This is a genomic window from Gottschalkia acidurici 9a (genome assembly GCF_000299355.1).
Classification (GTDB): Bacteria; Bacillota; Clostridia; order Tissierellales; family Gottschalkiaceae; genus Gottschalkia; species Gottschalkia acidurici.
In genome coordinates this window covers 2451789-2478127 of the sequence record NC_018664.1, presented here as the reverse complement: position 1 = coordinate 2478127, position 26339 = coordinate 2451789, and the positions used below count along the sequence as shown (strand labels likewise).

Below are 26339 nucleotides of genomic sequence, written 5' to 3'. Positions count from 1 at the left end.
AATTAAGGTACAATTTATTATATATAGAAGGAGTTTTTTTATGGACAAATTCTTAAGAATAATAGGACCCAATGAATATGAAAACTACCTTAGAGAAAGTATATATAAATACATACCAAGAAACATATTGCATACTTTTCAAGAAAAGATAAAACCAAGAGCAGTATGTAATTATATTGATGAGGACACAAAAGAAACGGTTGGTTATGGTATAGGGATTTTTTTAGATGAGAATAAGTTAACTAGAGAAGAGTATGTAGATAGAATAATAAACTCAATAAAGATACTTAAAGAACAAGATCTGTATAAAAATGTAGAATATTTGGTTATGGACAATATTAAATTAGGCTATGATGATATAAAGAGAATACAAGAAAAGAGTAACATAAAAATACCAGACGCAAAGAGTTACTTTATAGAGAATATAATACAGTTACTAAGTAAAATATGTAATGCTAAGAATAAAGATCTACAGGAACAAGAAATATTAATAATAAGTGATGATACTAATGATACAGAAGATATTGTTGTTGATATATCTTCAAATATTAAATATTTAACTATATATAGTCATAATGAAGAATTCGGAAAAAATTTAGAAAGGATTGTACTAGAAGATACTGGATTGTCATTGCATATAACTAAAAATATAGATAAATTAATGGGAAATGTAGACTTTATAATAAATTTGTGTGAAGATGTTAGAATTGACATAAAAAAAATAAAAAAATATACTGTGTTAATAGACATAAGTAAAAATAAAGTACTATCTAGAGATACAGAACACGATAGAAAAAAAATAATGCTAATAGATGACTTATTCTTTAGAAATGATAGAAAAATTTATAGTGAAGTAAAAGATTATGATTTAAATAAAGAATTAAACACATCTTTAAGCAAATTCTTTAAAAATAGCAATAAAGATATAGTAAAGCTAAAAATTTATGATAAAATATACAGTGTACAACAAGGTGTTAGTGACTATAGCTTTCAAAAACGTAACATTTCTCCTTTTGATGGGAAGTGATATAATCTGTATATTCTATACTCTTGACAATATACTTTTACTAAACTATAATGTCAAATAAATAATGGTAAGCATTGTAAGTATTTTAGAGTAATCTTATATTTAAGGAAGTGAACTTTACGTCTAGTTAAATAAAGAACTAGATAAGAAAAAAGGAGAGAATAGGAATGATCGAAAGAGAGATTTTTTTAACTGCTGAAGGATTAGAAAAGATAGAAAATGAACTTGACGAACTCAAGACCGTAAGAAGAAGAGAAGTTGCGGAGCGAATAAAGCAAGCATTAGCTTTTGGAGATATAAGTGAAAACTCAGAATATGATGAGGCTAAAAACGAACAAGCTCAGATGGAAGAAAGAATTGCAAAATTAGAATCTATGCTTAGAAACGCTATAGTTATTGAAGATGATGATATATCTGTAGAATCTGTAAGTGTAGGATCTAAAGTAACTTTAAAAGATATTGAATTTGATGAAGAAGTAGAATATACAATAGTAGGATCAGCAGAAGCAGATCCATATGAGGGAAAAATATCTAATGAATCTCCTGTTGGAAGTGCTCTAATAGGTGGAGAAGTTGGAGACATTGTAGACGTGCAAGTTCCTGATGGAATTGTTAAATTTGAGATCATTTCCATAGGGAGATAATAGTAGGAGGAAAACTGATGATAAACGAAGAAAATAATCTTAATGAAATGCTCATTTTAAGAAGACAAAAACTAAAAGAGTTAAGAGAGCAAGGCAAAGATCCTTTTGTAAATGAAAAATATAATGTAACACATAAAAGTCAGGATATAAAAGACAACTATGATGAACTAGAAGAAAAAGAAGTGTCAATAGCTGGTAGAATAATGTCTAAAAGAGGTCAGGGGAAAGTTAGCTTTTCAGACATGCAAGATTCTCAAGGTAGAATACAATTATTTGTGAAAATGGACAATATAGGAACTGAGAGCTATGATCTATTCAAAACTTATGATATAGGAGATATAGTTGGAGTTGTAGGTACTGTATTTAAAACGAAAACAGGAGAAGTTTCAGTAAGGGTAAAAGAGATAACACTACTGACTAAATCTCTTCAAATATTACCTGAAAAATTTCATGGACTAAAAGATCCAGACTTAAGATATAGACAAAGATATGTGGATCTTATAGTAAATCCAGAAGTAAAAGAGACATTTATAAAAAGAAATAAGATAATTAAATCAATAAGAAGTTTCTTAGATGATAGAGGATACTTAGAAGTAGAAACACCTATACTTACTACAATTGCAGGTGGTGCAGCTGCAAAACCTTTCCTTACTCACCACAATACTTTAGATATAGATATGCAGCTAAGGATAGCAAATGAACTTTATCTAAAAAGACTTATAGTTGGAGGCTTTGATAAAGTTTATGAAATGGGTAAAATGTTTAGAAATGAAGGAATATCTATTAAACATAATCCTGAGTTTACGAATATTGAACTTTATTCAGCATATGAAGATTATGAAGATATGATGGATATAACTGAAAATATAATAGCTTATTGTGCAGAAGAACTATATGGTACTACTTTAATAAACTATCAAGGAAAAGAAATAGACTTTAAAGTACCTTGGAAAAGAGTATCTATGCATGACTTAGTTAAGGAAAAAACTAATGTAGACTTCTATTCAATTGAAAGCGATGAAGAAGCTAGAAAAATCGCAAAAGAACAATTAAAACTAGAAGTTACAAATAATATGACAAGAGGACATCTTGTAAACTTAGCATTTGAAGAGTTTTGTGAGAGCGATCTAGTACAGCCAACATTTGTACTTCATCATCCTGTAGAAGTTTCACCTCTTGCTAAGAGAAATCCAGATAATCCAATGATAACGAATAGATTTGAAGCATTTGCAAATGGATGGGAGCTTGCTAATGCATTCTCAGAGCTTAATGATCCTATAGATCAAAAAGGAAGATTTGAAGAACAACTTAAGCAAAGAGAAGCAGGAGACGAAGAGGCACATCCTATGGATGAAGACTTCATAAATGCCCTAGAAGTAGGATTACCTCCAACAGGTGGATTAGGTATAGGGGTTGATAGAATGATTATGATTCTTACTAATTCAGCTTCTATTAGAGATATAATACTGTTCCCAACAATGAAGCCAATAAATAAATAAAAATGATAAAAAGTTGTACTAAAGTCTAGATTTTTATATCTAGATTTAAGTGCAACTTTTTTTATCAGAAATATTAAAATGTTAAGAAGAATAAAAAAATTTATAACAAATTGTAAAAAGATTGTTAAAAGGAAAAGTATTGGGTATGTATTAGAATCATAAGGTATTATGAAAATGGGAAAACAGATTGGGAGGAGAGCATAATGAACTCACTAAAGAAAATGATAGAAAAAAACAAAAGGCAAAAGCTATGAAAGCTAAAAAAGAAACTGCAAAAAAAATAGCAGCAGGAGCTGCAGCTGGAACTGCCATAGGGGCTATAGCTGGAGTCTTGTTTGCACCTAAGAAAGGAAAAGAGACTAGAGAAGATATAGCAAATAAGGCTAAAGAGACTAGTGAAAATGTTAAAAAGACTGTGAAAGATTCTGTGGAAAGTGTAAAAGAAAAGAAAGATCAAATAGAGAATAAAGTTAAAGATGTTATAGAAGATGTTAAATATAGAAGAAAAGAAAAGAATGATGAAGTGGCTATAACTATAGATATTGATAAGAAAGATATTAAAGAAGATACAAAAGAAGAAGTATAATAGTGGAGGTAATTATTAATGTCGTCTGCGACTATTACAGTGGAAGAACTTATGAAACTGATTCTATTCTTAGTAGCTGTAGGAATAGGATGTTATCTGATAATAGCTATAAGAAACATTGTTGGTATTTTAAAAAGGGTTAGGGTATTAGTAGATGAAAATGCGAACTATATAGATAGTGTACTTAAAGATACACCTGAAATTATAGAAAATATAAGCAAAATAACTTTAGACTTAAAGGACAATGTAGAAATAATATCTCCAACTATACCTAAAATAGTGGAAAATATAAGCTCTATATCGGAAGATGTGAGTGAAAGTGTAGAAAAAGTTAACTATACTGTAGAGGTTGTAGGAGATAGTATAGAAGAAACAGCATCTAGTCTAAGAGAAAGTAGAAGCAATATAACAACATATTTAAATATAATATTAGAGATAACAGATATATTAAGAGGAGTTTTTAATAAAAAATAATTATAAAATAAGTTGAGAAGGGTCTATCATAGTGTGTAAATAAGCCAATTCGTTAGGTCTTTCTCAAATATATAAAAAAGTATTGACATATGATATTTATTTATGCTACTATATAAAAGTTGCTTCTGACGGAAGACAACAAAACTTCAACACTTAACACTTTAGAAATAAAAAAGTTTTAAAAAAGTGTTGACAAAGAAAAAGAAACCTGGTAAAGTAATAAGAGTCGCCACAAGAAAGCGACAAATAAAAACAAGAAGTGATAAGAAACGACAAAAGAGTTTAAAAAATTTCTTGACAAGAACTTAAAAGAATGTTAGAATAATAAAGCAGACTTTGGTCTTTGAAAATTAAACAGTAAAAAGCAAGTTAATTCCTAGAATTAATAACAAATGAAGCTCAACATTAAATAGAGCAGTCAGCAGAAGCTGAGACAGAAAACTTTTATTTTGAGAGTTTGATCCTGGCTCAGGATGAACGCTGGCGGCGTGCCTAACACATGCAAGTCGAGCGGGAAAGTCGTTACGGATCCTTCGGGTGAAAGAATGACTGGAGAGCGGCGGACGGGTGAGTAACGCGTGGGAAACCTTCCTTATACAAAGGGATAGCCTCGGGAAACCGGGATTAATACCTTATAAAACTCTAGCACCACATGGTGCATGAGTCAAAACTCCGGTGGTATAAGATGGTCCCGCGTCCCATTAGCTAGTTGGTGAGATAAAAGCTCACCAAGGCGACGATGGGTAGCCGGCCTGAGAGGGTGAACGGCCACACTGGAACTGAGACACGGTCCAGACTCCTACGGGAGGCAGCAGTGGGGAATATTGCACAATGGGGGAAACCCTGATGCAGCGACGCCGCGTGAGTGATGAAGGCCTTTGGGTCGTAAAACTCTGTCCTAAGGGAAGATAATGACGGTACCTTAGGAGGAAGCCCCGGCTAACTACGTGCCAGCAGCCGCGGTAATACGTAGGGGGCGAGCGTTATCCGGAATTATTGGGCGTAAAGGGTACGTAGGCGGCCAGATAAGTCAGGTGTGAAAGGCGTCGGCTCAACCGGCGTAAGCACTTGAAACTATTTGGCTTGAGTACAGGAGAGGAAAGTGGAATTCCTAGTGTAGCGGTGAAATGCGTAGATATTAGGAGGAACACCAGTGGCGAAGGCGACTTTCTGGACTGATACTGACGCTGAGGTACGAAAGCGTGGGGAGCGAACAGGATTAGATACCCTGGTAGTCCACGCCGTAAACGATGAGTGCTAGGTGTTGGGGGTCGAACCTCAGTGCCGCAGCTAACGCATTAAGCACTCCGCCTGGGGAGTACGGTCGCAAGACTGAAACTCAAAGGAATTGACGGGGACCCGCACAAGCAGCGGAGCATGTGGTTTAATTCGAAGCAACGCGAAGAACCTTACCAACATTTGACATCCCTCTGACAACTCTAGAGATAGAGTCTCCCTTCGGGGCAGAGGTGACAGGTGGTGCATGGTTGTCGTCAGCTCGTGTCGTGAGATGTTGGGTTAAGTCCCGCAACGAGCGCAACCCTTACCTTTAGTTGCCATCATTAAGTTGGGCACTCTAGAGGGACTGCCGATGATAAATCGGAGGAAGGTGGGGATGACGTCAAATCATCATGCCCCTTATATGTTGGGCTACACACGTGCTACAATGGTCGGTACAACGGGCAGCGAAACCGCGAGGTGGAGCGAATCTCAATAAGCCGATCACAGTTCGGATTGTAGGCTGCAACTCGCCTACATGAAGCCGGAGTTGCTAGTAATCGCGGATCAGAATGTCGCGGTGAATACGTTCCCGGGTCTTGTACACACCGCCCGTCACACCACGAGAGTTGGTAACACCCGAAGCCAGTGAGCTAACCGCAAGGAGGCAGCTGTCGAAGGTGGGATCGATGATTGGGGTGAAGTCGTAACAAGGTAGCCGTATCGGAAGGTGCGGCTGGATCACCTCCTTTCTAAGGAGAAACGCTTTTTACTGTTTAATTTTGAGAGACCAAAACTCTCAGAAATAGAAGTTACGAAGAAATCTTAGATTTCAGAGACGACTTTAGGTATGCGGGGGTGTAGCTCAGTTGGGAGAGCACCTGCCTTGCAAGCAGGGGGTCAGGAGTTCGAATCTCCTCATCTCCACCATAAAAACCTATAAGATGTTGTCGTAATTTCATTTGTACCTTGAAAACTACACAGCGAAATAGATTAAAATACAATTAACCGAGATATATTAATATATTAAGGAAAATTAAATCTCAATAATAAATTGAGTAGTGAATGTCAAACTTATTTGATATTTGCTTACTAACTGGTCAAGTTAGTAAGGGCATAGGGTGAATGCCTTGGCACTAGGAGCTGAAGAAGGACGCGATAAGCTGCGAAAAGCTACGGGGAGTCGCAAGTAGACACTGATCCGTAGATATCCGAATGGGGAAACCCACTTGAGGCAAACCTCAAGTACCATATACTGAATACATAGGTATATGGGAGCAGACCAGGGGAACTGAAACATCTAAGTACCCTGAGGAAGAGAAAGAAAAATCGATTCCCTAAGTAGCGGCGAGCGAACGGGGAAGAGCCCAAACCATGAGAGTTTACTCTTATGGGGTTGCGGACATAACACAAACGGAGAGGTATTGTAACCGAAGAGAGCTGGAAAGCTCCACCACAGAGGGTGATAGTCCTTTAGGTGAAACGAGAAAACTCCAAGTTATGATCCAGAGTACCACGAGACACGTGAAACCTTGTGGGAAGCAGGGGGGACCACCCCCCAAGGCTAAATACTACCTAGTGACCGATAGTGAAGCAGTACCGTGAGGGAAAGGTGAAAAGAACCCCGGGAGGGGAGTGAAATAGAACCTGAAACCCTATGTCTACAAGCAGTGGAAGTTCTTTATATGAACGACCGCGTACTTTTTGTAGAACGGGCCAACGAGTTACGTTATGCAGCAAGGTTAAGTTGTTAAGCAACGAAGCCGAAGGGAAACCGAGTCTTAATAGGGCGATTAAGTTGTATGGCGTAGACCCGAAACCGGACGATCTATCCATGGGCAGGATGAAACGAGAGTAAAATCTCGCGGAGGTCCGAACCGATTAGCGTTTAAAAGCTACCGGATGACCTGTGGATAGGGGTGAAATTCCAATCGAGTCCGGATATAGCTGGTTCTCCTCGAAATAGCTTTAGGGCTAGCCTCGAGAAAGTGAAGTGGGGGTAGAGCACTGAATGACTGCGGGGCGCTATGCGTTACCAAAGTCTATCAAACTCCGAATACCACATTCATGATTCTCGGGAGTCAGACTATGTGTGATAAGATTCATAGTCAAAAGGGAAACAGCCCAGATCATCAGCTAAGGTCCCAAAGTACAGATTAAGTGGTAAAGGATGTAAGACTACACAGACAACCAGGATGTTGGCTTAGAAGCAGCCATTCATTCAAAGAGTGCGTAATAGCTCACTGGTCGAGTGGTCTTGCGCCGAAGATAACCGGGGCTAAAATCTGTCACCGAAGCTATGGGATGTGTATAACATCGGTAGAGGAGCATTGTATGTGGGCAGAAGTCATACCGTAAGGAGTGGTGGACTGCATACAAGAGAGAATGTTGGCATGAGTAGCGAAAGGTGGGTGAGAATCCCACCCGTCGAAAGCCTAAGGTTTCCTGAGGAAGGCTCGTCCACTCAGGGTAAGTCGGGGCCTAAGCCGAGGACAAAAGTCGTAGGCGATGGACAACAGGTTGAGATTCCTGTACTACCTAAATGCGTTTGAGAAATGGAGTGACACAGGAGGATAGGTGAAGCGTACTGTTGGTTATGTACGTCTAAGCAAGTAGGGAGTTCTGGTAGGCAAATCCGCTAGAACAATCCTGAGATGTGATGGGGAGCGAAAATAAGTAGCGAAGTCACTGAATCCACACTGTCGAGAAAAGCTTCTATCGAGCAAATAGGTACCCGTACCGCAAACCGACACAGGTAGGCGAGGAGAGAATCCTAAGACGAGCGGAAGAACTCTTGTTAAGGAACTCGGCAAAATAACCCCGTAACTTCGGGAGAAGGGGTGCTGGAGGCTGTGAAAGGTGCACACCTGGAGCAGCAACCAGCCGCAGTGAATAGGCCCAAGCGACTGTTTACCAAAAACATAGGTCTCTGCTAAATCGAAAGATGAAGTATAGGGGCTGACGCCTGCCCGGTGCTGGAAGGTTAAGGGGAAGAGTTAGCGCAAGCGAAGCTCAGAACTTAAGCCCCAGTAAACGGCGGCCGTAACTATAACGGTCCTAAGGTAGCGAAATTCCTTGTCGGGTAAGTTCCGACCCGCACGAAAGGCGTAACGATTTGGGCACTGTCTCAACAAGAGATCCGGTGAAATTGTAGTACCAGTGAAGATGCTGGTTACCCGCGACAGGACGGAAAGACCCCGTGGAGCTTTACTGCAGGCTGATATTGAATTTTGGTATCATATGTACAGGATAGGTGGGAGACTTAGAAACCAGGGCGCCAGCTTTGGTGGAGTCACCGTTGGGATACCACCCTTATGATGCTGAAGTTCTAACTAGAAACTGTGAAACCAGTTTTAGGACACTGTCAGTTGGGCAGTTTGACTGGGGCGGTCGCCTCCTAAAGAGTAACGGAGGCGCTCAAAGGTTCCCTCAGTACGGTCGGAAATCGTACGAAGAGTGTAAAGGCAGAAGGGAGCTTGACTGCGAGACCTACAAGTCGAGCAGGAACGAAAGTTGGACTTAGTGATCCGGTGGCACCGAGTGGAAGGGCCATCGCTCAACGGATAAAAGCTACCCCGGGGATAACAGGCTTATCTCCCCCAAGAGTCCACATCGACGGGGAGGTTTGGCACCTCGATGTCGGCTCGTCTCATCCTGGAGCTGAAGTAGGTTCCAAGGGTTGGGCTGTTCGCCCATTAAAGAGGCACGCGAGCTGGGTTCAGAACGTCGTGAGACAGTTCGGTCCCTATCCGTCGTGGGCGTAGGAAATTTGAGAGGAGTTGTCCCTAGTACGAGAGGACCGGGATGAACAGACCTCTGGTGTATCAGTTGTCGCGCCAGCGGCATGGCTGAGTAGCTAAGTCTGGAAAGAATAAGTGCTGAAGGCATCTAAGTACGAAGTCTCCCTCAAGATAAGATTTCCCATAGGGTTAACCTAGTAAGATCCCAGGAAGACTACCTGGTAGATAGGTCACAGGTGTAAGGGCAGCAATGTCTTCAGCTTAGTGATACTAATAGATCGAGGGCTTGACCAATATATTAAAGATAATCTAATCGCTGTGTAGTTTTGAAGGTACGAAATATCTTCAAAAAGCAAAGAAATCCAGTGACGATAGCGAAGGGGTCACACCTGTTCCCATACCGAACACAGAAGTTAAGCCCTTCAGCGCTGATGGTACTTGGTGGGAGACCGCCTGGGAGAGTAAGACGTTGCTGGTTTTTTTATTTTTTGATAAATTAAGCTATTGTATTATTTACTTTCTATTTAAAGAGTGCTCTTAATATGATACCAATTTTAATACAACCCTTTTCTATATATTGCAGTATATCATATATAGAAAAGGGTTTTTTATTTGAATATAATGTTAGAAGTTAAAATAGATTTTAATATAGAAGATTAAAGTTTAAAGTATAGAGGAATAAAACTAGATTAAGGAATTATAATTAAGAAATCTTGTCGAGTTTTGACATCTATATTAAACTCTTATATAATTTTAAAGGATATGATTTTTGACATTGTAAAGGAGGAAGGTAGCTTTAATGAAACTAGTAGAGGTAATTGTAAATTATGTAAATGATGTGTTCTGGGGCAAAAATATATTAGCAGTACTATTGTTACTCGCAGGAATATATTTTACGATTAGGACAAGATTCTTGCCATTTAGAAAATTTAAAGAAATGATAAGAGTAATAACTGAAAAGAATACTATAACTGATGATGGAGAAAGTATATCATCATTTCAAGCATTTTGTGTTTCAACAGCATCAAGAGTAGGAGCAGGAAATCTAGCAGGGGTAGTAGCAGCAATATCGATAGGAGGATCAGGATCAATATTCTGGATGTGGATAGTAGCATTGGTAGGATCATCATCAGCGTTTATAGAATCAACACTAGCACAAATATATAAGGAGAAGGATCCAGAAACAGGGGAATATAGGGGAGGCCCAGCCTACTATATGGAAAAAGCTCTTAATAAAAGATGGATGGGAGTATTATTCGCTATATCAGGACTTATATGCTGGGCAGGAGTAAGTCAAGTAATGTCAAACACAATGACAGAGTCACTATATAATATATTTAAAATTGACAAGCTATTAATCATTTCAGTATTAACTGTATTAGGAGCCATAATTATATTTGGTAAAAAAGATAAGATAGCCAAAGTCTTAGAAAAACTAGTACCAATAATGGCTACATTGTACTTAGTAGTAGTTATATTTATAATATTAAAGAATATAACCTTGATACCTAGTGTGATTTTAGAAATAGTTGAAAATGCTTTTGGAATAAAACAAGCAGTAGCTGGGGGTATAGGTGTAGTAATAAGAGAGGGAGTAAAGAGAGGACTATTTTCAAATGAAGCAGGAAGTGGAAATGCACCATGTGCAGCGGCAGCAGCAGATGTATCTCACCCAGTAAAACAAGGACTTATACAATCTCTTGGGGTATTTGTAGATACACTTTTAATATGTAGTGCTACAGCATTTATAATATTATTAGCAGATAAAAGCGTAACAAAAGGTTTAGTAGGTATGGAAATGTTGCAAAAAGCTACAGAGTATCACATAGGAGGTATCGGACAATACTTTATAGCACTTATATTATTGCTATTTTGTTTTAGCACTTTTTTAGGAATATTATATTATGCGAAACCAAACATTGCATTTTTATATGATAAGAAGATAGGTCAGGAGATATATAAGGTGTTTGCATTAATAATGTTTTTCTTAGGCGGATTAAGTAAATATAATTTTGTATGGGCTTTGGCTGACTTTGGTTTGGGACTAATGACAGTTATTAATCTATGTGCGATAATACCTCTTTCCAAGATTGCTATAGAATCTTTAAAAGACTATGAAATGAATTATGAAAAAAAGAAGAAATCTAAAATTATTTAAAGTTGTTTTTATATAGGATACTTGATATTTTTCGATTAATAAAAGAGTTTAAGGCTCTATGGACTTAGAGCTCTTTTATTAGATATATAACTAATTAATTTTTCATAAGAACTATGAACTTTTGACATTGATAAGTAATTTTCATATAATCTTATGGTGGACAATGCTTATATTATAGTAGGAAATTTGTAGGAAGGTAGGGTTTGTTTTGTTAGGATTTTTAGAAAAAGTTATAATTAGTATTAATGATTTACTCTGGAATAAGCATATTTTAGTGGTAATGCTTTTATTTACTGGAGTGTATTTCACGATTAAAACAAGATTTTTGCCATTTAGAAAATTTAAAGAAATGATAAGAGTAATAACTGAAAAGAATACTATAACTGATGATGGAGAAAGTATATCGTCATTTCAGGCATTTTGTGTTTCAACAGCATCAAGAGTAGGAGCAGGAAATCTAGCAGGGGTAGTAGCAGCAATATCGATAGGAGGACCAGGATCAATATTCTGGATGTGGATAGTAGCATTGGTAGGAGCATCATCAGCGTTTATAGAATCAACATTAGCTCAAATATATAAGGAAAGAGATCCAGTAACAGGAGGTTATAGAGGAGGCCCAGCCTATTTTATGAAAAAGGCTCTTAATAAAAGGTGGATGGGAGTATTATTCGCTATATCAGGACTTATATGCTGGGCAGGAGTAAGTCAAGTAATGTCAAACACAATGACAGAGTCACTATATAATATATTTAAAATTGACAAGCTATTAATCATTTCAGTATTAACTGTATTAGGAGCCATAATTATATTTGGTAAAAAAGATAAGATAGCCAAAGTCTTAGAAAAACTAGTACCAATAATGGCTACATTGTACTTAGTAGTAGTTATATTTATAATATTAAAGAATATAACCTTGATACCTAGTGTGATTTTAGAAATAGTTGAAAATGCTTTTGGAATAAAACAGGCAGTATCCGGAGGTATAGGTGCAGTAGTTATGCAGGGAGTAAAGAGAGGACTATTTTCGAATGAAGCAGGAAGTGGAAGTGCACCATGTGCAGCAGCAGCAGCAAATGTATCTCATCCAGTAAAACAAGGACTTATACAATCTCTTGGGGTATTTGTAGATACACTTTTAATATGTAGTGCTACAGCATTTGTAATGTTGCTAGCTGATAAGAGTGTAACAAAAGGCTTAGTAGGAATAGAATTATTACAAAAAGCTACAGAGTATCACATAGGAAGTATAGGACAATACTTTATAGCACTTATATTATTGCTATTTTGTTTTAGCACTTTTTTAGGGATATTGTATTATGCGAAACCAAACATTGCATTTTTATATGATAAGAAGATAGGTCTGGAGATATATAAAGTGTTTGCGTTAGTAATGTTTTTCTTAGGTGGATTAAGTAAATATAATTTTGTATGGGCTTTAGCAGACTTTGGATTAGGACTAATGACCATCATTAATCTATGTGCAATAATACCTCTTTCCAAGATTGCTATAGAATCCTTAAAAGATTATGAGATGAATTATGAAGATAAGAAAAAAATCTAATAATTAGATATAGATCCGGTGGCACCGAATGGAAGAGCAATCGCTCAACGGATAAAAGCTACCCTGAGGATAACAGGCTTATCTCCCCCAAGAGTCCACATCGACGGGGAGGTTTGCACCTCGATGTCGGCTCGTCTCATCCTGGAACTGAAGTAGGTTCCAATGGTTGGGTTGTTCGCCGACTAAAGAGGCACGCGAGTTGGTTCAGAACGTCGTGAGACGGTTCGATCCCTATCCGTCGTGGGTGTAGGAAATTTGAGAGGAGTTGTCACGCCAGTGGCATGTCTGAGTACCTAAGTCTGGAAAGAATAAGTGCTGAAGGCATGAAGTCTCCCTCAAGATAAGATTTCCCATAGGGTTAACCTAGTAAGATCCCAGGAAGACTACCTGATAGATAGGTCACAGGTGTAAGGGCAGCAATGTCTTCAGCTTAGTGATACTAATAGAGGAGGGCTTGACCAATATATTAAAGAATAATCTAATCGCTGTGTAGTTTTAAAGGTGCAAGACATCTTTAGAAAAGCAAAGAAATCCAGTGACGATAGCGAAGGGGTCACACCTGTTCCCATACCGAACACAGAAGTTAAGCCCTTCAGCGCTGATGGTACTTGGTGGGAGACTGCCTGGGAGAGTAAGACGTTGCTGGCTTTTTTATTTTTGTAAAAAAATTAATAAGTAAATTGTATCTATGTAGCATATTATAGAAGTGTGTTGCGTAAAAAACATATATGCATTATAATCTAATAAATGATATCAGAATCTAATGGCTTTCATTTAACATTTAATATGCTTTTAAAACTAGGGGGTATATTTGTGAAAACAAATGATCTATTTAACAGTGGGCTTTCTTTTACGGAGTTTGTTAATACTGATACTGGTTCATATAGAGAGAAAACTCTAGAGATATTGGATACAATTGAATTTGATGAAGAGTACATAAAAGATATAGAAAATATAAATACGAATATAAATATACTTGTATTTGGAGAAATATGGTGTTCAGACTGTATGATAAATATTCCAGTTATAGAGAAGATGAAACAATATAATGGTAATATAAACGTTTCCATAGTTAGCAAAGAAGGTAATGAAGATTTCTTAAAAAAATATTTCGTAAAAGATCATATAAAAACACCTACACTTATTGTTTGTGATGAAAATTTTAAAGAATTAGGAATTTTCACAGAACATCCTAAGAAAATAAAAGATATAATAGATCAAGGTAATGAATCCAACATAATAGTTGCTATGAGAAAATATAGAAAAGGTGAATATGCACAAGAGACATTAAAAGATATATTAGATATAATAGGTAAAATGCACTCTGTAAGTGCAACTTGATAGAAGCTGAGAGGCTTCTATTTTTTATAGAAATATAATTAAGAAGTTTAAGAAACAATAGAGAATATAAAATATATCTAAATAGATGCTAATAATGATATAAAACGCAAGAAATTTAATGTCAATAAACTTTGACACTATATAACCAAATTGATACTATATATAGTGTTCTAAAGGAATGATAACACTGAATATAGTGTGTTGATAAAGGAGGTACATATATGAAATTAAGAGAAAATTCAATTACTGTTTTAGAAAATAGATATCTTACTAGAGATGAGAAAGGAAATTTGATAGAAACACCTGAGCAGTTATTTAGAAGAGTTGCTAAGTATATAGCTAGTGGAGATAAGATATATAATAAAGAGCCTAATATAGAAAAGACGGAAGAAGAATTCTATAATATGATGGCAAACTTAGAGTTCATGCCTAATTCACCTACACTTATGAATGCAGGAAAAGAATTAGGACAATTATCAGCTTGTTTTGTACTTCCTATAGGAGATTCCATGGAGGAAATATTTGATGCTATAAAAAATGCGGCACTAATTCATAAAAGTGGTGGAGGAACTGGATTTAGTTTTTCGAGACTTAGACCTAGCGGTTCCACAGTAAAGTCTACAGGTGGTGTAGCATCAGGACCTATAAGTTTTATGAAAGTATTTAACTCTGCAACAGAGGCGGTAAAACAAGGAGGTACTCGTAGAGGAGCTAATATGGGAATACTTAGAGTAGACCATCCTGATATCATGGACTTTATATCGTGTAAAAAAGATACTAGTGAAATTACTAATTTTAATATAAGTGTTGGTCTTACAGAAGAATTTATGAATGCAGTAGAAAAAGATGAAGAATACTCATTAATAGATCCCCATACTAAAAAGATAACTTCTAAACTTAAAGCTAAAGAAGTATTTGATCATATAATAGAAATGGCATGGACAAATGGTGAACCTGGAATTATATTTTTAGATAGAATTAATAAAACAAATCCAACACCACAATTAGGCGAGGTAGAGAGTACAAATCCATGTGGAGAACAACCATTATTACCATATGAATCATGTAACCTAGGATCAATAAACTTAGATAGTATGTTAATTAAAAAAGATAATGGTTATGAAATAGACTATGAAAAATTAGGTAAGACAGTAGAAAAATCAGTACATTTTTTGGATAATGTTATAGATGTAAATAAGTATCCACTTAATGAAATTGATGATATGACTAAAAAAACTAGAAAAATAGGATTAGGCATAATGGGATTTGCAGATGTACTATTTAAGTTAAAAGTTCCTTACAACTCTCAGCCTGGAGTAGATTTAGCAAGAAAAATAATGAAATATATAGACGATAAAAGTAAAGAGGCTTCTATAAAGCTAGCAAAAGAAAGAGGAACATTTTCAGCATATGAAGAGAGTATATACAAAGATAAAGATCTTGAGTTTAGAAATGCTACAACAACTACTATAGCACCAACAGGAACTATAAGTATAATATCTGGAGTGAGTAGTGGAATAGAGCCACTTTTCGCTATATCATTTGTTAGAAATGTAATGGATAATGATAAGTTAATAGAGGTACATCCATACTTTGAGGAGATAGCAAAAGAAAGAGGATTTTACTCTGAAGATTTAATGGAAAAGATAGCTGAGGCAGGAACATTAGCTCATATAAAGGAAGTACCGGAAGATATAAAAAGAATTTTTGTAACTGCGCATGACATATCACCAGAATGGCATATAAAAATGCAGGCAGCTTTTCAAGAATACGTAGACAATGCAGTATCCAAAACAGTTAATTTTACAAGCGATGCTACAAGAGAAGATGTAAGAGAGGTATACACATTAGCATACAAGCTTGGATGTAAAGGAGTAACTATATATAGGGACGGAAGTAGACAAAGTCAAGTTTTAAGTGTTGGAAAGAAAGACGAAACTAAAAATGAAAATGAAGAGAAAAAGTCTAAGTCAATACAACCTAGACAAAGACCAGATATCACTCAGGGCATTACTGAAAAGGCAAGTATAGGTTGTGGAAGTTTATATGTTTCAGTAAACTATGATGAAGAGGGGATTTGTGAGGTATTCACTAATGTAGGCAAGGCGGGAGGATGTCCAAGTCAAAGTGAAGCCACAAGCCGAATAATATCTATAGCTTTAAGAGCAGGAATGGATCCCAAATCAATAATAGAGCAACTTAAGGGAATTAGATGTCACTCTACACTTAGACAAAGAGCTAATAATAAAGACATAAAAGTATTATCTTGTCCAGATGCTATCGGAAAAGCATTAGAAAAAGTTCTAAATACGTATGTAGATATAAAAGACTCAAGTGTAAACGATATAGTAAGAGAATTAGAAGAAGAAATAAATGAAATACCAAAACCTACTGGAAACTTAATAGAGGAAGAACTACAGAAATCAAGAGGATCATCTAGATGTCCAGAATGTAATAGCAAAATAACACATGAAAGTGGTTGTGTTATATGTCCTAATTGTGGGTTCTCCAGATGTGGCTAATATAAAAAACACATGTTATATCTATAGATATAACATGTGTTTTTTAGTAAAATGACTATTAGTACTCAAATTTTTTTAACAATATACTAATGGGGAAATTGAGGAGGGATGACTTGGATAGTAAAGAAAGATTATTAGAAGATTTAAAAACTAAATATAAAAAAACATGGATAGAAACCAAAGATGATTTTCCTGACTTTTTAGAAAAGATAAGTTTTTTAAAAAAAATAACTAATGAGATAAATTTAGAAAAATTCAGAAAAAAGCTTTCAAAATTCATAGTTAAGATTCGGGAAAAAGAAAAATTAGATAATAAGTCGAGGGATAAGATATTATTAATAATAAAAGAACTAGAAAATAGTATTATTGGATATGGAGAAGATTATATAGATTTTTTTATTAAACAGGGATACATAGAAGTTACAGAAGAATTTATAGATAAAGTCAAAATATTTGATAGTAACATGGATATTCATGATACTTTTCAAGCGATTAGAAATGTATGGATTATGAATAGTATACAGATACTTTATGATATGAAAGTAGAACTAACACAGTCTGTATTTGCATATAGCATGCTGTATCCTTATAGTGATAATTACTTAGATGACAAAAATATATCCCTTGATGACAAAATTAAATTTAACACAAAGTTTAGAAAATGGTTACTAGGAGACAATGAAATCACTTCTAATTTACATGAAAAACATATATATGATCTTGTTAAAAAAATAGAAAGTGAATTTTCAAGAGAAGAGTACAAACAAGTCTTTAGAAGTCTGTTAGATATACATAAATCTCAAGAAAAAAGCTTAATACAACATGGGCAGTATTATTTAAGTATTGAAGACATAATAGATATAACTTTTGAAAAAGGAGGTACATCCGTAATAGCAGATGGATATCTTGTAAGAGGAAAACTTACTTATGAAGAAGAGGAATTTATGTTTATATATGGCATTGTACTTCAGCTAATAGATGATTTACAAGATGTAAAGGAAGATTTAAGTAACGAAAATGTGACTATCTTTACTAATGAATATAGAAGCTGTTATTTAGATAAATTAACCAATAAGTTATTTAGATTTATTAAACAATTTTTATGTGAGACAAATATGTTTTCATCTAATAACTCTGAAAAATTAAAAAAAGTTATATATGAAAGTTGTATAATTATGATGTTAGAAGCTATAGCTAAAAATAAAGAAATGTTTAGCAAGAAATACATAAAAGATATTAAAAAATATTCAATATTTAGATTCTCATACTATAAAAAACTTAAAAATAAATTTGAGAGTAGTTTTTCATCAAATGATATAAGTGAAGTATTAAATGCGCTAAAGAAAGATCAATGGAATACATAATTGAACAGATAAATATGAAAATACTAATGTTTTAGATAACTAAGTTTATTCAATATTCTATATTAAAATTAATTAAACCAGAATTTACAATACTAATAAAAATAGTTATTTAATAACTTAATATGTGGTTTAACGCAGTATTATGTAAAATATTTATATATATGACACCAAATTGTAATATAGTAATGATATAATTAATAAGGATGATATGAACAAAGTTAAATGAGGAGTTGAGTGAATTGATAAAAGCAAAAAAGGGACTATCATGTATTATAATAATGATACTATCTATAAGCATACTTATAAATTCTAACGTAGAATTAAGTGAAGCATCCCAAAAGCAATTAAAAATCGGTGATATAACTGGCTCTTTCAAAAAAAGTAGCAAGATAGTATCTTTTAGTGTTAGAAATGCTGAATATAGAACGATACCTACATATCAGATAGGAGAGGATTTATATATTTGTATAGAGGATTTAGAGTACTATGGATATAAGAGAGAATGGGATGATAAAAGTAGAGTTACTAAATTAACTTTTGCAGATAAGACAAAAGTAGGAACTACAAAATATAGAAAAGAAAGAGGAAATATACTCCATAGTGATATAAAGATATACCTAGATGGTGTGGAAGTAAAAGGACAGAATATGGGAGGATATTCTCTTGTAAAAATAGAGGAACTTAATGATAAATTTGGCCTATATTTCAAAAGAGAATATAGCCAAGAAGGTAGGGAAAAAATCAATATAAAAGGAAAAATAAAATTACCTAATGGAGAAGTGGCACCAAAAGGTGGAATAGACTTAGAAGTAGTGGTATATACACTTTACAAAACTGTACCCCATCTAAACTATACAAAAAAATTCACTATCAAAGAAGGAAAAAATTACTGTGAATATGAAATAAAAGATATATACACAAGTACTCCAATAGGATACAAAATAGATAATAAATATGGATATCTGAATACTTTTACAGATCATAAAACAGGATTAAATGTTCAAAACTACAATATGTACACTAAAAGTATCGAAGAATTCAAAATGAATTATAATAATTTTGATATACAAATATTAAAAAGTGCAAAAATAAAAGGAAGCATAACTTTACAAGATACATTATCATATTATGTGGGAAATGATAGAGAAATAGAAGTATTAGCTATTGACTCTAGATCACTAGATAATGACCTATATGAGTCTAAGTATATAGCAAAAAGCATAGTGGTTAATGAAAAAGAAAAGCATATACCATTTGAAATAGATGTGCCAATAGATAATGAATATATACTGGATGTAAGAGGAAGTACATTTAATACATTTGTAAGGCCTGGCACTCTTGCACGTAGACCAAATCCACCGCTATTATTTAGGGGATATTATTCTCAAAGTGGATTCGTTAAAGATATAGAAAGAGCTACTACTATTAGTGTAAAAGGTAACATAGACAATGTAAATATAAATGTACCTATAAAAGAGGAAGTTAAAAATGGAGAGGCAAATAAAAATAGTATAAGAACTTATATAAATGGAGATGAGATAGGTAGTATAAATGTCAATGGTGAACAATATGTTGCAGTAGATTCATTAATAGGTAGAGGGTTTAGAGCTGATGAATACAAGAGTAATAATATAATTGTAGATAAAAGTAGTAATGACAAAAAAAGAGATGTTATAATAGAAAATTTAAAAGATAAAATTGAAAATGCAAAGGTTGGTCATATAGGAGATTCCAGAGATATTTATATAAATAATAAAAAGATAAATACTTATACATGGGGATATGCGTATGATCATGTAAATATAATAAAAATAAAAGACCTAAGAAATCATGGATTTGAAGTAACATATGATAGTAAGGATAATTCTATAGTTATCGACTATAACAAGAATTGAGATGTAGGCTAATAAACTAAAGGTAAAGTTATCTAGATGAGAATAATAAATAATTATGATTAAATAGAAGACTAATATTGACAACAGGAACAGATTATCAATACTAGTCTTTTTTATTTTGCAACATAATAATTTGATAGTGATCTTCAAAAACATAATTGAATTAAGTAATTAAGTAAGATTTAAGACTATAAACATATACTTATCTTACAATTAACTAAAATATTTTGACTAGATATGGAGGTCAGAAATTGATTAAAAAAAGTATCTTAATGATAACACCTGAAAATGAAGAAATTAATAAATTTAGAAGACTACAAGTAAATAATTTTATACAGATTACAATGCCTTATTTAGCTGCTTATGTAGATGAATCGAAGTATAATGTTTATCTCATAGACGAATATAATCAGAAAATACCCTTTCACCTAAAATTTGATTTAGTTGTGGTTACTGTAAATACAGCTAATGCTTTTCATTGTTATGAAATAGCAAGTGTCTTTAAAAAAAGCGGTAGTAAAGTTGCATTTGGAGGACCACATACAACTTTAGTCCCAGAAGAAGCAAAAGAATATTGTGATTTTCTAATCATAGGTGAGGCTGAAGATACTTGGCCTCAATTCTTGGAGGACTTTTACTTAGGGAATGCTAAAGAAGTTTACAGATGCTTGAAAGCCCCAACACTAAAACATTTACCTATTCCAAGAAGAGACTTAATAAAGAAAAGGTATTTTACTAAAGGGTCAGTTTTTGCAACAAGAGGGTGTCCATATCATTGCAGTTATTGTAACCTAAAACAGATATATGAGGATTCATTTAGAACACGACCAATAAAAGAAGTTATAGAAGATATAAAGAGTATTAAAAGCAAATATTTTGTATTCTAGGATGATAACTTTCTTGGAGATATAGAATATGCAAAATTTTTAATGAATGAATTGAAAAAGTTGAAAAAAAGATGGGCTGCACAAGTAACATTAGAAAGATGTAATGATGAGGAGTTATTAAAGATAGCTAAGGAAGCAGGGTGTACATATTTTTTTGTTGGTCTGGAATCTTTTTCAGAAGAAACATTAACAAGTGTTAATAAAGGGATAAATAATGTGGATAAATATAAAAGTATAATACAACTTATACACAAATATGGGATATGTGTACAAGCAGGTATAATATTTGGATTTGATACAGATAAAAAAGATGTATTTAAGAGAACTCTTAATATATGCAATGATTTGGGTATTGATGGGGTTACTGTAAGTATCCTGACGCCTTTACCTAAAACTCCATTATATAAACAATTTAAGGAGGAAGGAAGACTAATAACAGATGATTGGTCATATTATAATGGAAAAACGAGGGTAGCATTTTATCCTAAGAATATGACAGCGCAAGAATTATTTCAAGGATACATGTGGTTTAGAAAAGAGTTTTACTCTATCAAGTCAATCATAAAAAGATTAAAAGTATCAAGAACGAATATACTTCATAATTTTATTATTAATTTAGGTTATAAAATTTCAATAAGAGGTACAAAAACTAAACTATGAAATTATAAGATTAAATATATCTCTATTAACAGAGTAATGTTAGTAAAATATATTTAACTTAGAAAGATACTTTATAGGTTAACATATAAATAGTGACAATTTAGAATAAATAGTTTTGTATTTAATCAAATTATTTGAGACAATATATCTATCACAATCAGTATAAAAGTAAAAAGTAATCTTGCAACAATACAGGAGGAAAAATATGAAAAACGTCAAAACAGTCTTAATTACAGGAGCCTCAAGAGGAATAGGAAAGGCAATGACAGAGATATTTGCCAATAAGGGATATAATGTACTGATGAACTTTAATAGGTCAGAAAAAGATGCAATAGAATTATGCAGCATATTAAAAAATAAAGGATTATCAATAGAAACTTTTAAGGCCGATGTATCTAAAAGAAGTGAAGTAAATGATATGATAAAATTTTGTCTTAAACAATTTGGAAGTATTGATATTCTTATAAATAATGCAGGAATCTGTCAGGACAAGCTCTTTACAGACATAACAGATAATGATTGGGATGAGATGATAAATGTTAATTTAAAAAGTGTTTTTTATTGTACGCAAGAAGCTTTAAGATACATGATCTCCGAGAAAAAAGGTAAAATTATAAATATATCTTCTATATGGGGGTTAGTGGGGGCGTCTTGTGAGGTTCATTACTCTGTATCTAAAGCAGGAATAGTTGGACTTACAAAAGCTTTAGCAAAAGAACTTGGACCGTCTAATATACAAGTGAATTGTATTGCTCCTGGTATTATTGAAACAGATATGCTTTCCCCATATAGTGAGAATGAACTAAAGACCCTTAAAGAGAATACACCTTTAATGAGACTAGGTAGTTGTTATGATATTGCTAATTGTGCTCTGTTTCTAGCATCAGATAATTCAGATTTTATAACTGGTCAGGTTATAAGTCCAAATGGTGGTTTCGTAATATAACTTATAAAACTATTCATTAAGCTGTTAAAGAGATCTGAAAGAGACTTAGAAAAAATGGTTAGAAGGTTTGATGAGTATAAGTAGATATTTAGTATCAGAAATAAAGATAACTATAGAATGAAGTCAATATTAAAAAATAGGTATTTAGTTATAGAGAGAATTGTACAATATATATGTATATAGAAGTAATTAGAGAGTAGATTATAGCTGATATTATAGTTTACTCTGTTTTTTTTATAAAACAAATTGTTGAATAGCTAGACTTGGAAATAACGAAACGAGTAAATAACAATATTTTATACACTATAATTCTTTAAAGTTTTTATATTAAAACTGTGTAAATCTGTATCTTTACTGATGGTAAGAATAGTTATTCAACAATCTAATATATATATTATAGCTTTAAATTGTATCATTTGTTCAATTTGTATCCAATAACTGGTACATATATGGTATAATGGGTCTAACTAAGTTGGATTTTACCAGCTATTCTTGATATTATAGTCACTGTAGTTATGTGAAATTAATACGAGGGGAGGAAGCTTTGGTTTAGGATTGATATTTATATGCGATCCATAACTAAGACCAGTTTATGAAAAAATATAAGATTATATTCACATCGTGTATTTTATGTATATTGATTTTAACTATAACAGGTTGCTCTTCTGTAGGAAGTATAAACGGAAATTATATTTCTAGTATAAGTCAGAATTCCGTAGTATCTTTTAATGGTGAAAAAGAAGATATAATTCAAATTACATATGATGTAACAGTCGAAGAAGGGACTTTAAAAATACAAATAAAAAATTCTGATGGAAATATTATAGAAGACTTTGAAGTAAATAAAAGTGGAAATAAAGAAGTACAGATAGAAGATGAAGATGAATATGAGTTATCAGCGATATTAGAAGATTTTAAAGGTAAGTTTAAGATAAATGCAAAGAAATAGATTGGTTTTCTAAAAAATATTTTCTTGATGCTATAAAATGTATTAGTATTTATTTAGGACTTTTATTTATAAAGATAAGAATAAAAAATATATTGAAATAGACATAAATGACTTATTACAATATTAATATTCTGGGTAACATAAAATTTTCAATTAAAAAATTCTAATGTAAACTATTTTAACAGGGGAGACTGTAGAATTACTCTATATGCTACCCTGTTTTTTTACATAAAAGGATATAAATATTTCCACATGCATTGTATTACGATGTAGGTTATGTTAAAATTCATATACATAGTAATACGATGTAAGGTGGTGTTCATATGAATAAAGAAATAATGAAAGGAAGTGTTGATATATTTATACTTTCAATAATTGAAAAGCAAGATTCTTATGGATATGAGATAGCGAAGTGTATTAAGGAAAAAAGCGAAGGATTATACTCTATAGGGGAAGGAACCCTGTATCCTGCCTTGAAAAGAATGGAAGGAAGAGAACTAGTTGAATCATACTGGAAAGATGATGAATTAACAGGTAAGCGAAAGTATTATAGGATTACAGATAAAGGAAAGCAAGAACTAAATGAAAGAATATATCAATGGAATAAGGTAACAAACTTAATTAATATTTTTAAGGAGGAATAGTATGTCTACTGAACTTGAAATATACATTAAAAAGCTTTTAGATAAAAGAGGTATAAATGATCAGGATAAAGAAGATCTGTACTATGAAATCAAAGATCATTTAATGCTTTTAAAAAATGAATATTTGAGTAAAGGTTTATCTGAAGACGAGGCAGTTAAATTATCAATAAAAGATTTTGGAAATATCAATTTCATAGGAAACGATATAAAGAGAAATCTACCATCAAATAATAAGTATGAGAATCTTTCATTTAGAGAAAAAACAATATGTTTATTAGAAATGTTTTTATCATACTTTATTTTCATATGCATATATGCTATGGCAGGGAATATATCGACTCAATCTATATTTTTTGATATAGGAATGGCTACAGTTGTTACACTAACGTCATTTATATATATAAACAAGAAGTTAAACAGTGAAAAGGGTAAAGTAAAAAATTTAATTATATGTAATATACTGTTTTTCATAATTGAAAAAATTATAATGTTGATATTTACTATATTTACTTTAAATATTATAGGTTTATCAACTGACCCTTTACTTTATACGATTACAAGTTCTTATGTTTTTGATCTGACATATATCTTGGCATTTGTATTGTTAGTATTTAGTTCAGTTATAGTGACTAAATATATAGGGAACATGTTGTTTAAAAATATCAGGAATACTTATAACTATACCTTGGCATCCACAGTTTTATTTGTTACATCAATAATATTGTTACTTATATATTATCTAATACCAAACAGATTTTATTTGTTAAGGAAAATAATAATAAATACAATAGGAACAGAGATTATAAGTGTAAGCAAGAATGTATTCTTTATGGTAATCAATAATGGTTTTGTTATTCCTAATATAGGGTTATTACTATTAATGTTACTTTGTATTAAACTAGTACTACATATAAAGAAAAAAGGAATAAAAAGTATATTATAGTTTTATAATTAATGGACAATCTTCTTAAACCATCATTTAACTGGTTATATTTTATTAGATTTAAAGTTGATATTGCAAATTAGATATTTTTATATTAGCTACGAACTATGAGGAGGATAAATATGAAAAAAGTATTGCTATTATTGGCTAATGGATTTGAAACATTGGAAGCAAGTGTTTTCATTGATGTAATTGGATGGAATTACATTGATGGTGACAAATCCACACAGTTGTTTACATGTGGAAGAACTAAAGAAATAAACAGTACATTTAATCAAAAAATTATTGTAGATTATACTTTTAACGAAATAAATATTGACGATTATGACGCACTGGCGATTCCAGGAGGGTTTATAGAATATGACTTCTATGATGACGCTTATAATGAAGAATTTTTAGAAATCATAAGAGAGTTTGATAGAAATGGTAAAATCATAGCATCAATATGTGTTGCTGCTTTGCCTATAGCAAAAAGCGGAGTTTTAAAAGGCAGAAAAGGAACAACCTATAATAAAAAAGACGGAATAAGGCAAAAACAGCTAAAAGATTTCGGAGTTGAAGTTGTAAATCAACCAATAGTAATTGACAGGAATATAATTACATCGTGGAATCCATCGACTGCAATGGAAGTTGCTTTCATACTGTTAGAGAAATTAACAGATAAAGAAAACAAGCAAAAGATAATGGAATTGATGGGATACTAAGAATAACTATAAATGAATTAAAAAAAAGGCTGTAAATGTTACGACCAGACAAAATTTTAAAATTAATGATGAAACTATGAATATTGTAATCACCATCGCAGATGAAATAAGAGAAGAAAGATTTTAACAGTATATGAGGGTTTACTTGATATAAGCCATTATACAGTTTATGCGTAAAGGAAGGGGTAGCTTACAATCTAAACACTAGAGGGAGGTGCTATACATGAGTAAGAAAGCTCAAAATATATTTAAGTATATTTCATCTACTTCTTTACTCTTAGGAGTAGTCGTTTGGATATGGTATATCATATCTAATATAATATTAGGTAAAATGTCTTATGGAGAAATTATTATGACTGTTCCAATAGGTATATTAGGAGTGATGTCAGGTATAATATCTCAAAATGAAAAACTGATAATTTTTAATTTTATACAGGCATCGTCTCTAATAGTAGTCTTGCTTATTATCTATTTTTATGGAGCTATAAGGCTAATAATTATATAAGAATATAATTCTAATTTTGCTAAGTGAATATTTGTGATGTTATGATAATATATACCATATCAAAAGTTGTAT

19 protein-coding genes, 1 tRNA gene, 4 rRNA genes and 2 other annotated features are annotated in these 26339 nt (G+C 32.8%); all 24 genes read left to right on the top strand.

Going from position 1 to position 26339, the window contains the following annotated elements; translation table 11 throughout:
• The first annotated feature begins 40 nt into the window (after positions 1-40).
• Complete coding sequence (locus CURI_RS11810) at positions 41-1027, top strand: hypothetical protein (RefSeq protein ID WP_014968491.1); 987 nt, start codon at positions 41-43, stop codon at positions 1025-1027.
• 167 nt (positions 1028-1194) lie between these two features.
• Complete coding sequence (greA, locus tag CURI_RS11805; protein WP_014968490.1) at positions 1195-1671, top strand: transcription elongation factor GreA; 477 nt, start codon at positions 1195-1197, stop codon at positions 1669-1671.
• A 17-nt stretch (positions 1672-1688) separates the two neighbouring features.
• Positions 1689-3170, top strand: coding sequence for a lysine--tRNA ligase (lysS, locus tag CURI_RS11800; RefSeq protein ID WP_014968489.1), 1482 nt, complete (start codon positions 1689-1691; stop codon positions 3168-3170).
• Positions 3171-3357: 187 nt separating this feature from the next.
• A complete protein-coding gene (locus tag CURI_RS11795) occupies positions 3358-3756 on the top strand; it encodes a YtxH domain-containing protein (RefSeq protein ID WP_014968488.1) in 399 nt (132 codons plus the stop codon).
• An 18-nt stretch (positions 3757-3774) separates the two neighbouring features.
• Positions 3775-4230 (top strand): hypothetical protein, encoded by a 456-nt coding sequence (locus tag CURI_RS11790; protein WP_041701813.1) that lies wholly within the window; start codon positions 3775-3777, stop codon positions 4228-4230.
• A 445-nt stretch (positions 4231-4675) separates the two neighbouring features.
• Positions 4676-6200, top strand: a 16S ribosomal RNA gene (locus tag CURI_RS11785).
• Positions 6201-6302: 102 nt separating this feature from the next.
• Positions 6303-6378, top strand: a tRNA-Ala gene (locus tag CURI_RS11780).
• A 168-nt stretch (positions 6379-6546) separates the two neighbouring features.
• Positions 6547-9482, top strand: a 23S ribosomal RNA gene (locus CURI_RS11775).
• 67 nt (positions 9483-9549) lie between these two features.
• Positions 9550-9666, top strand: a 5S ribosomal RNA gene (gene rrf / locus CURI_RS11770).
• Together the 16S, 23S and 5S rRNA genes with 1 tRNA gene alongside form the textbook arrangement of a ribosomal RNA operon.
• Before the next feature lie 321 nt (positions 9667-9987).
• Positions 9988-11346 carry an alanine/glycine:cation symporter family protein gene (locus CURI_RS11765; RefSeq protein WP_014968486.1) on the top strand — a complete coding sequence of 453 codons (1359 nt, stop codon included), beginning with the start codon at positions 9988-9990 and terminating at the stop codon, positions 11344-11346.
• A gap of 208 nt (positions 11347-11554) precedes the next feature.
• Positions 11555-12907, top strand: a complete 1353-nt coding sequence (locus CURI_RS11760) for an alanine/glycine:cation symporter family protein (protein ID WP_014968485.1) — start codon at positions 11555-11557, stop codon at positions 12905-12907.
• A gap of 68 nt (positions 12908-12975) precedes the next feature.
• Positions 12976-13133: a sequence feature (23S ribosomal RNA rRNA prediction is too short), on the top strand.
• 20 nt (positions 13134-13153) lie between these two features.
• Positions 13154-13358 (top strand) — a sequence feature (23S ribosomal RNA rRNA prediction is too short).
• Positions 13359-13438: 80 nt separating this feature from the next.
• Positions 13439-13555: ribosomal RNA gene (rrf, locus tag CURI_RS11755) — 5S ribosomal RNA — on the top strand.
• Between the two features lie 165 nt (positions 13556-13720).
• The gene (locus tag CURI_RS11750) at positions 13721-14248 is read left to right on the top strand and encodes a thioredoxin family protein (RefSeq protein WP_041701812.1); all 528 of its coding nucleotides are present in this window, start codon (positions 13721-13723) and stop codon (positions 14246-14248) included.
• A 221-nt stretch (positions 14249-14469) separates the two neighbouring features.
• Positions 14470-16770, top strand: coding sequence for a vitamin B12-dependent ribonucleotide reductase (locus CURI_RS11745; RefSeq protein WP_014968483.1), 2301 nt, complete (start codon positions 14470-14472; stop codon positions 16768-16770).
• A 113-nt stretch (positions 16771-16883) separates the two neighbouring features.
• Positions 16884-18134, top strand: coding sequence for a class 1 isoprenoid biosynthesis enzyme (locus tag CURI_RS11740; RefSeq protein ID WP_014968482.1), 1251 nt, complete (start codon positions 16884-16886; stop codon positions 18132-18134).
• Between the two features lie 239 nt (positions 18135-18373).
• Positions 18374-20029, top strand: coding sequence for a hypothetical protein (locus tag CURI_RS11735; RefSeq protein WP_041701811.1), 1656 nt, complete (start codon positions 18374-18376; stop codon positions 20027-20029).
• Positions 20030-20280: 251 nt separating this feature from the next.
• Positions 20281-20916 (top strand): B12-binding domain-containing radical SAM protein, encoded by a 636-nt coding sequence (locus CURI_RS16200; RefSeq protein WP_228370425.1) that lies wholly within the window; start codon positions 20281-20283, stop codon positions 20914-20916.
• Positions 20917-20958: 42 nt separating this feature from the next.
• Positions 20959-21576: a B12-binding domain-containing radical SAM protein gene (locus CURI_RS16195; RefSeq protein ID WP_420805120.1), complete on the top strand. Its 618-nt coding sequence runs from the start codon at positions 20959-20961 to the stop codon at positions 21574-21576.
• A gap of 205 nt (positions 21577-21781) precedes the next feature.
• Positions 21782-22522 carry an elongation factor P 5-aminopentanone reductase gene (gene ymfI / locus CURI_RS11725; RefSeq protein ID WP_014968480.1) on the top strand — a complete coding sequence of 247 codons (741 nt, stop codon included), beginning with the start codon at positions 21782-21784 and terminating at the stop codon, positions 22520-22522.
• Positions 22523-23114: 592 nt separating this feature from the next.
• Complete coding sequence (locus CURI_RS11720; protein WP_014968479.1) at positions 23115-23471, top strand: hypothetical protein; 357 nt, start codon at positions 23115-23117, stop codon at positions 23469-23471.
• Between the two features lie 323 nt (positions 23472-23794).
• Complete coding sequence (locus CURI_RS11715; RefSeq protein ID WP_014968478.1) at positions 23795-24115, top strand: PadR family transcriptional regulator; 321 nt, start codon at positions 23795-23797, stop codon at positions 24113-24115.
• Between the two features lies 1 nt (position 24116).
• The gene (locus CURI_RS11710) at positions 24117-25058 is read left to right on the top strand and encodes a permease prefix domain 1-containing protein (RefSeq protein WP_014968477.1); all 942 of its coding nucleotides are present in this window, start codon (positions 24117-24119) and stop codon (positions 25056-25058) included.
• Positions 25059-25180: 122 nt separating this feature from the next.
• The gene (locus CURI_RS11705) at positions 25181-25762 is read left to right on the top strand and encodes a DJ-1/PfpI family protein (protein ID WP_041701810.1); all 582 of its coding nucleotides are present in this window, start codon (positions 25181-25183) and stop codon (positions 25760-25762) included.
• 223 nt (positions 25763-25985) lie between these two features.
• A complete protein-coding gene (locus CURI_RS11700) occupies positions 25986-26267 on the top strand; it encodes a hypothetical protein (RefSeq protein WP_014968475.1) in 282 nt (93 codons plus the stop codon).
• Positions 26268-26339 lie beyond the last annotated feature (72 nt).

What these genes read in the sequence shown, in the direction of transcription:
- CURI_RS11810 (WP_014968491.1), top strand. Translation starts at nt 41, where the DNA reads ATGGACAAATTCTTAAGAATAATAGGACCCAATGAATATGAAAACTAC.
- CURI_RS11705 (WP_041701810.1), top strand. Translation starts at nt 25,181, where the DNA reads ATGAAAAAAGTATTGCTATTATTGGCTAATGGATTTGAAACATTGGAA.
- CURI_RS16195 (WP_420805120.1), top strand. Translation starts at nt 20,959, where the DNA reads ATGAATGAATTGAAAAAGTTGAAAAAAAGATGGGCTGCACAAGTAACA.
- CURI_RS11745 (WP_014968483.1), top strand. Translation starts at nt 14,470, where the DNA reads ATGAAATTAAGAGAAAATTCAATTACTGTTTTAGAAAATAGATATCTT.
- ymfI (WP_014968480.1), top strand. Translation starts at nt 21,782, where the DNA reads ATGAAAAACGTCAAAACAGTCTTAATTACAGGAGCCTCAAGAGGAATA.
- CURI_RS11710 (WP_014968477.1), top strand. Translation starts at nt 24,117, where the DNA reads ATGTCTACTGAACTTGAAATATACATTAAAAAGCTTTTAGATAAAAGA.
- CURI_RS11715 (WP_014968478.1), top strand. Translation starts at nt 23,795, where the DNA reads ATGAATAAAGAAATAATGAAAGGAAGTGTTGATATATTTATACTTTCA.
- CURI_RS11700 (WP_014968475.1), top strand. Translation starts at nt 25,986, where the DNA reads ATGAGTAAGAAAGCTCAAAATATATTTAAGTATATTTCATCTACTTCT.
- CURI_RS11720 (WP_014968479.1), top strand. Translation starts at nt 23,115, where the DNA reads ATGAAAAAATATAAGATTATATTCACATCGTGTATTTTATGTATATTG.
- greA (WP_014968490.1), top strand. Translation starts at nt 1,195, where the DNA reads ATGATCGAAAGAGAGATTTTTTTAACTGCTGAAGGATTAGAAAAGATA.
- CURI_RS11765 (WP_014968486.1), top strand. Translation starts at nt 9,988, where the DNA reads ATGAAACTAGTAGAGGTAATTGTAAATTATGTAAATGATGTGTTCTGG.
- CURI_RS11790 (WP_041701813.1), top strand. Translation starts at nt 3,775, where the DNA reads ATGTCGTCTGCGACTATTACAGTGGAAGAACTTATGAAACTGATTCTA.
- lysS (WP_014968489.1), top strand. Translation starts at nt 1,689, where the DNA reads ATGATAAACGAAGAAAATAATCTTAATGAAATGCTCATTTTAAGAAGA.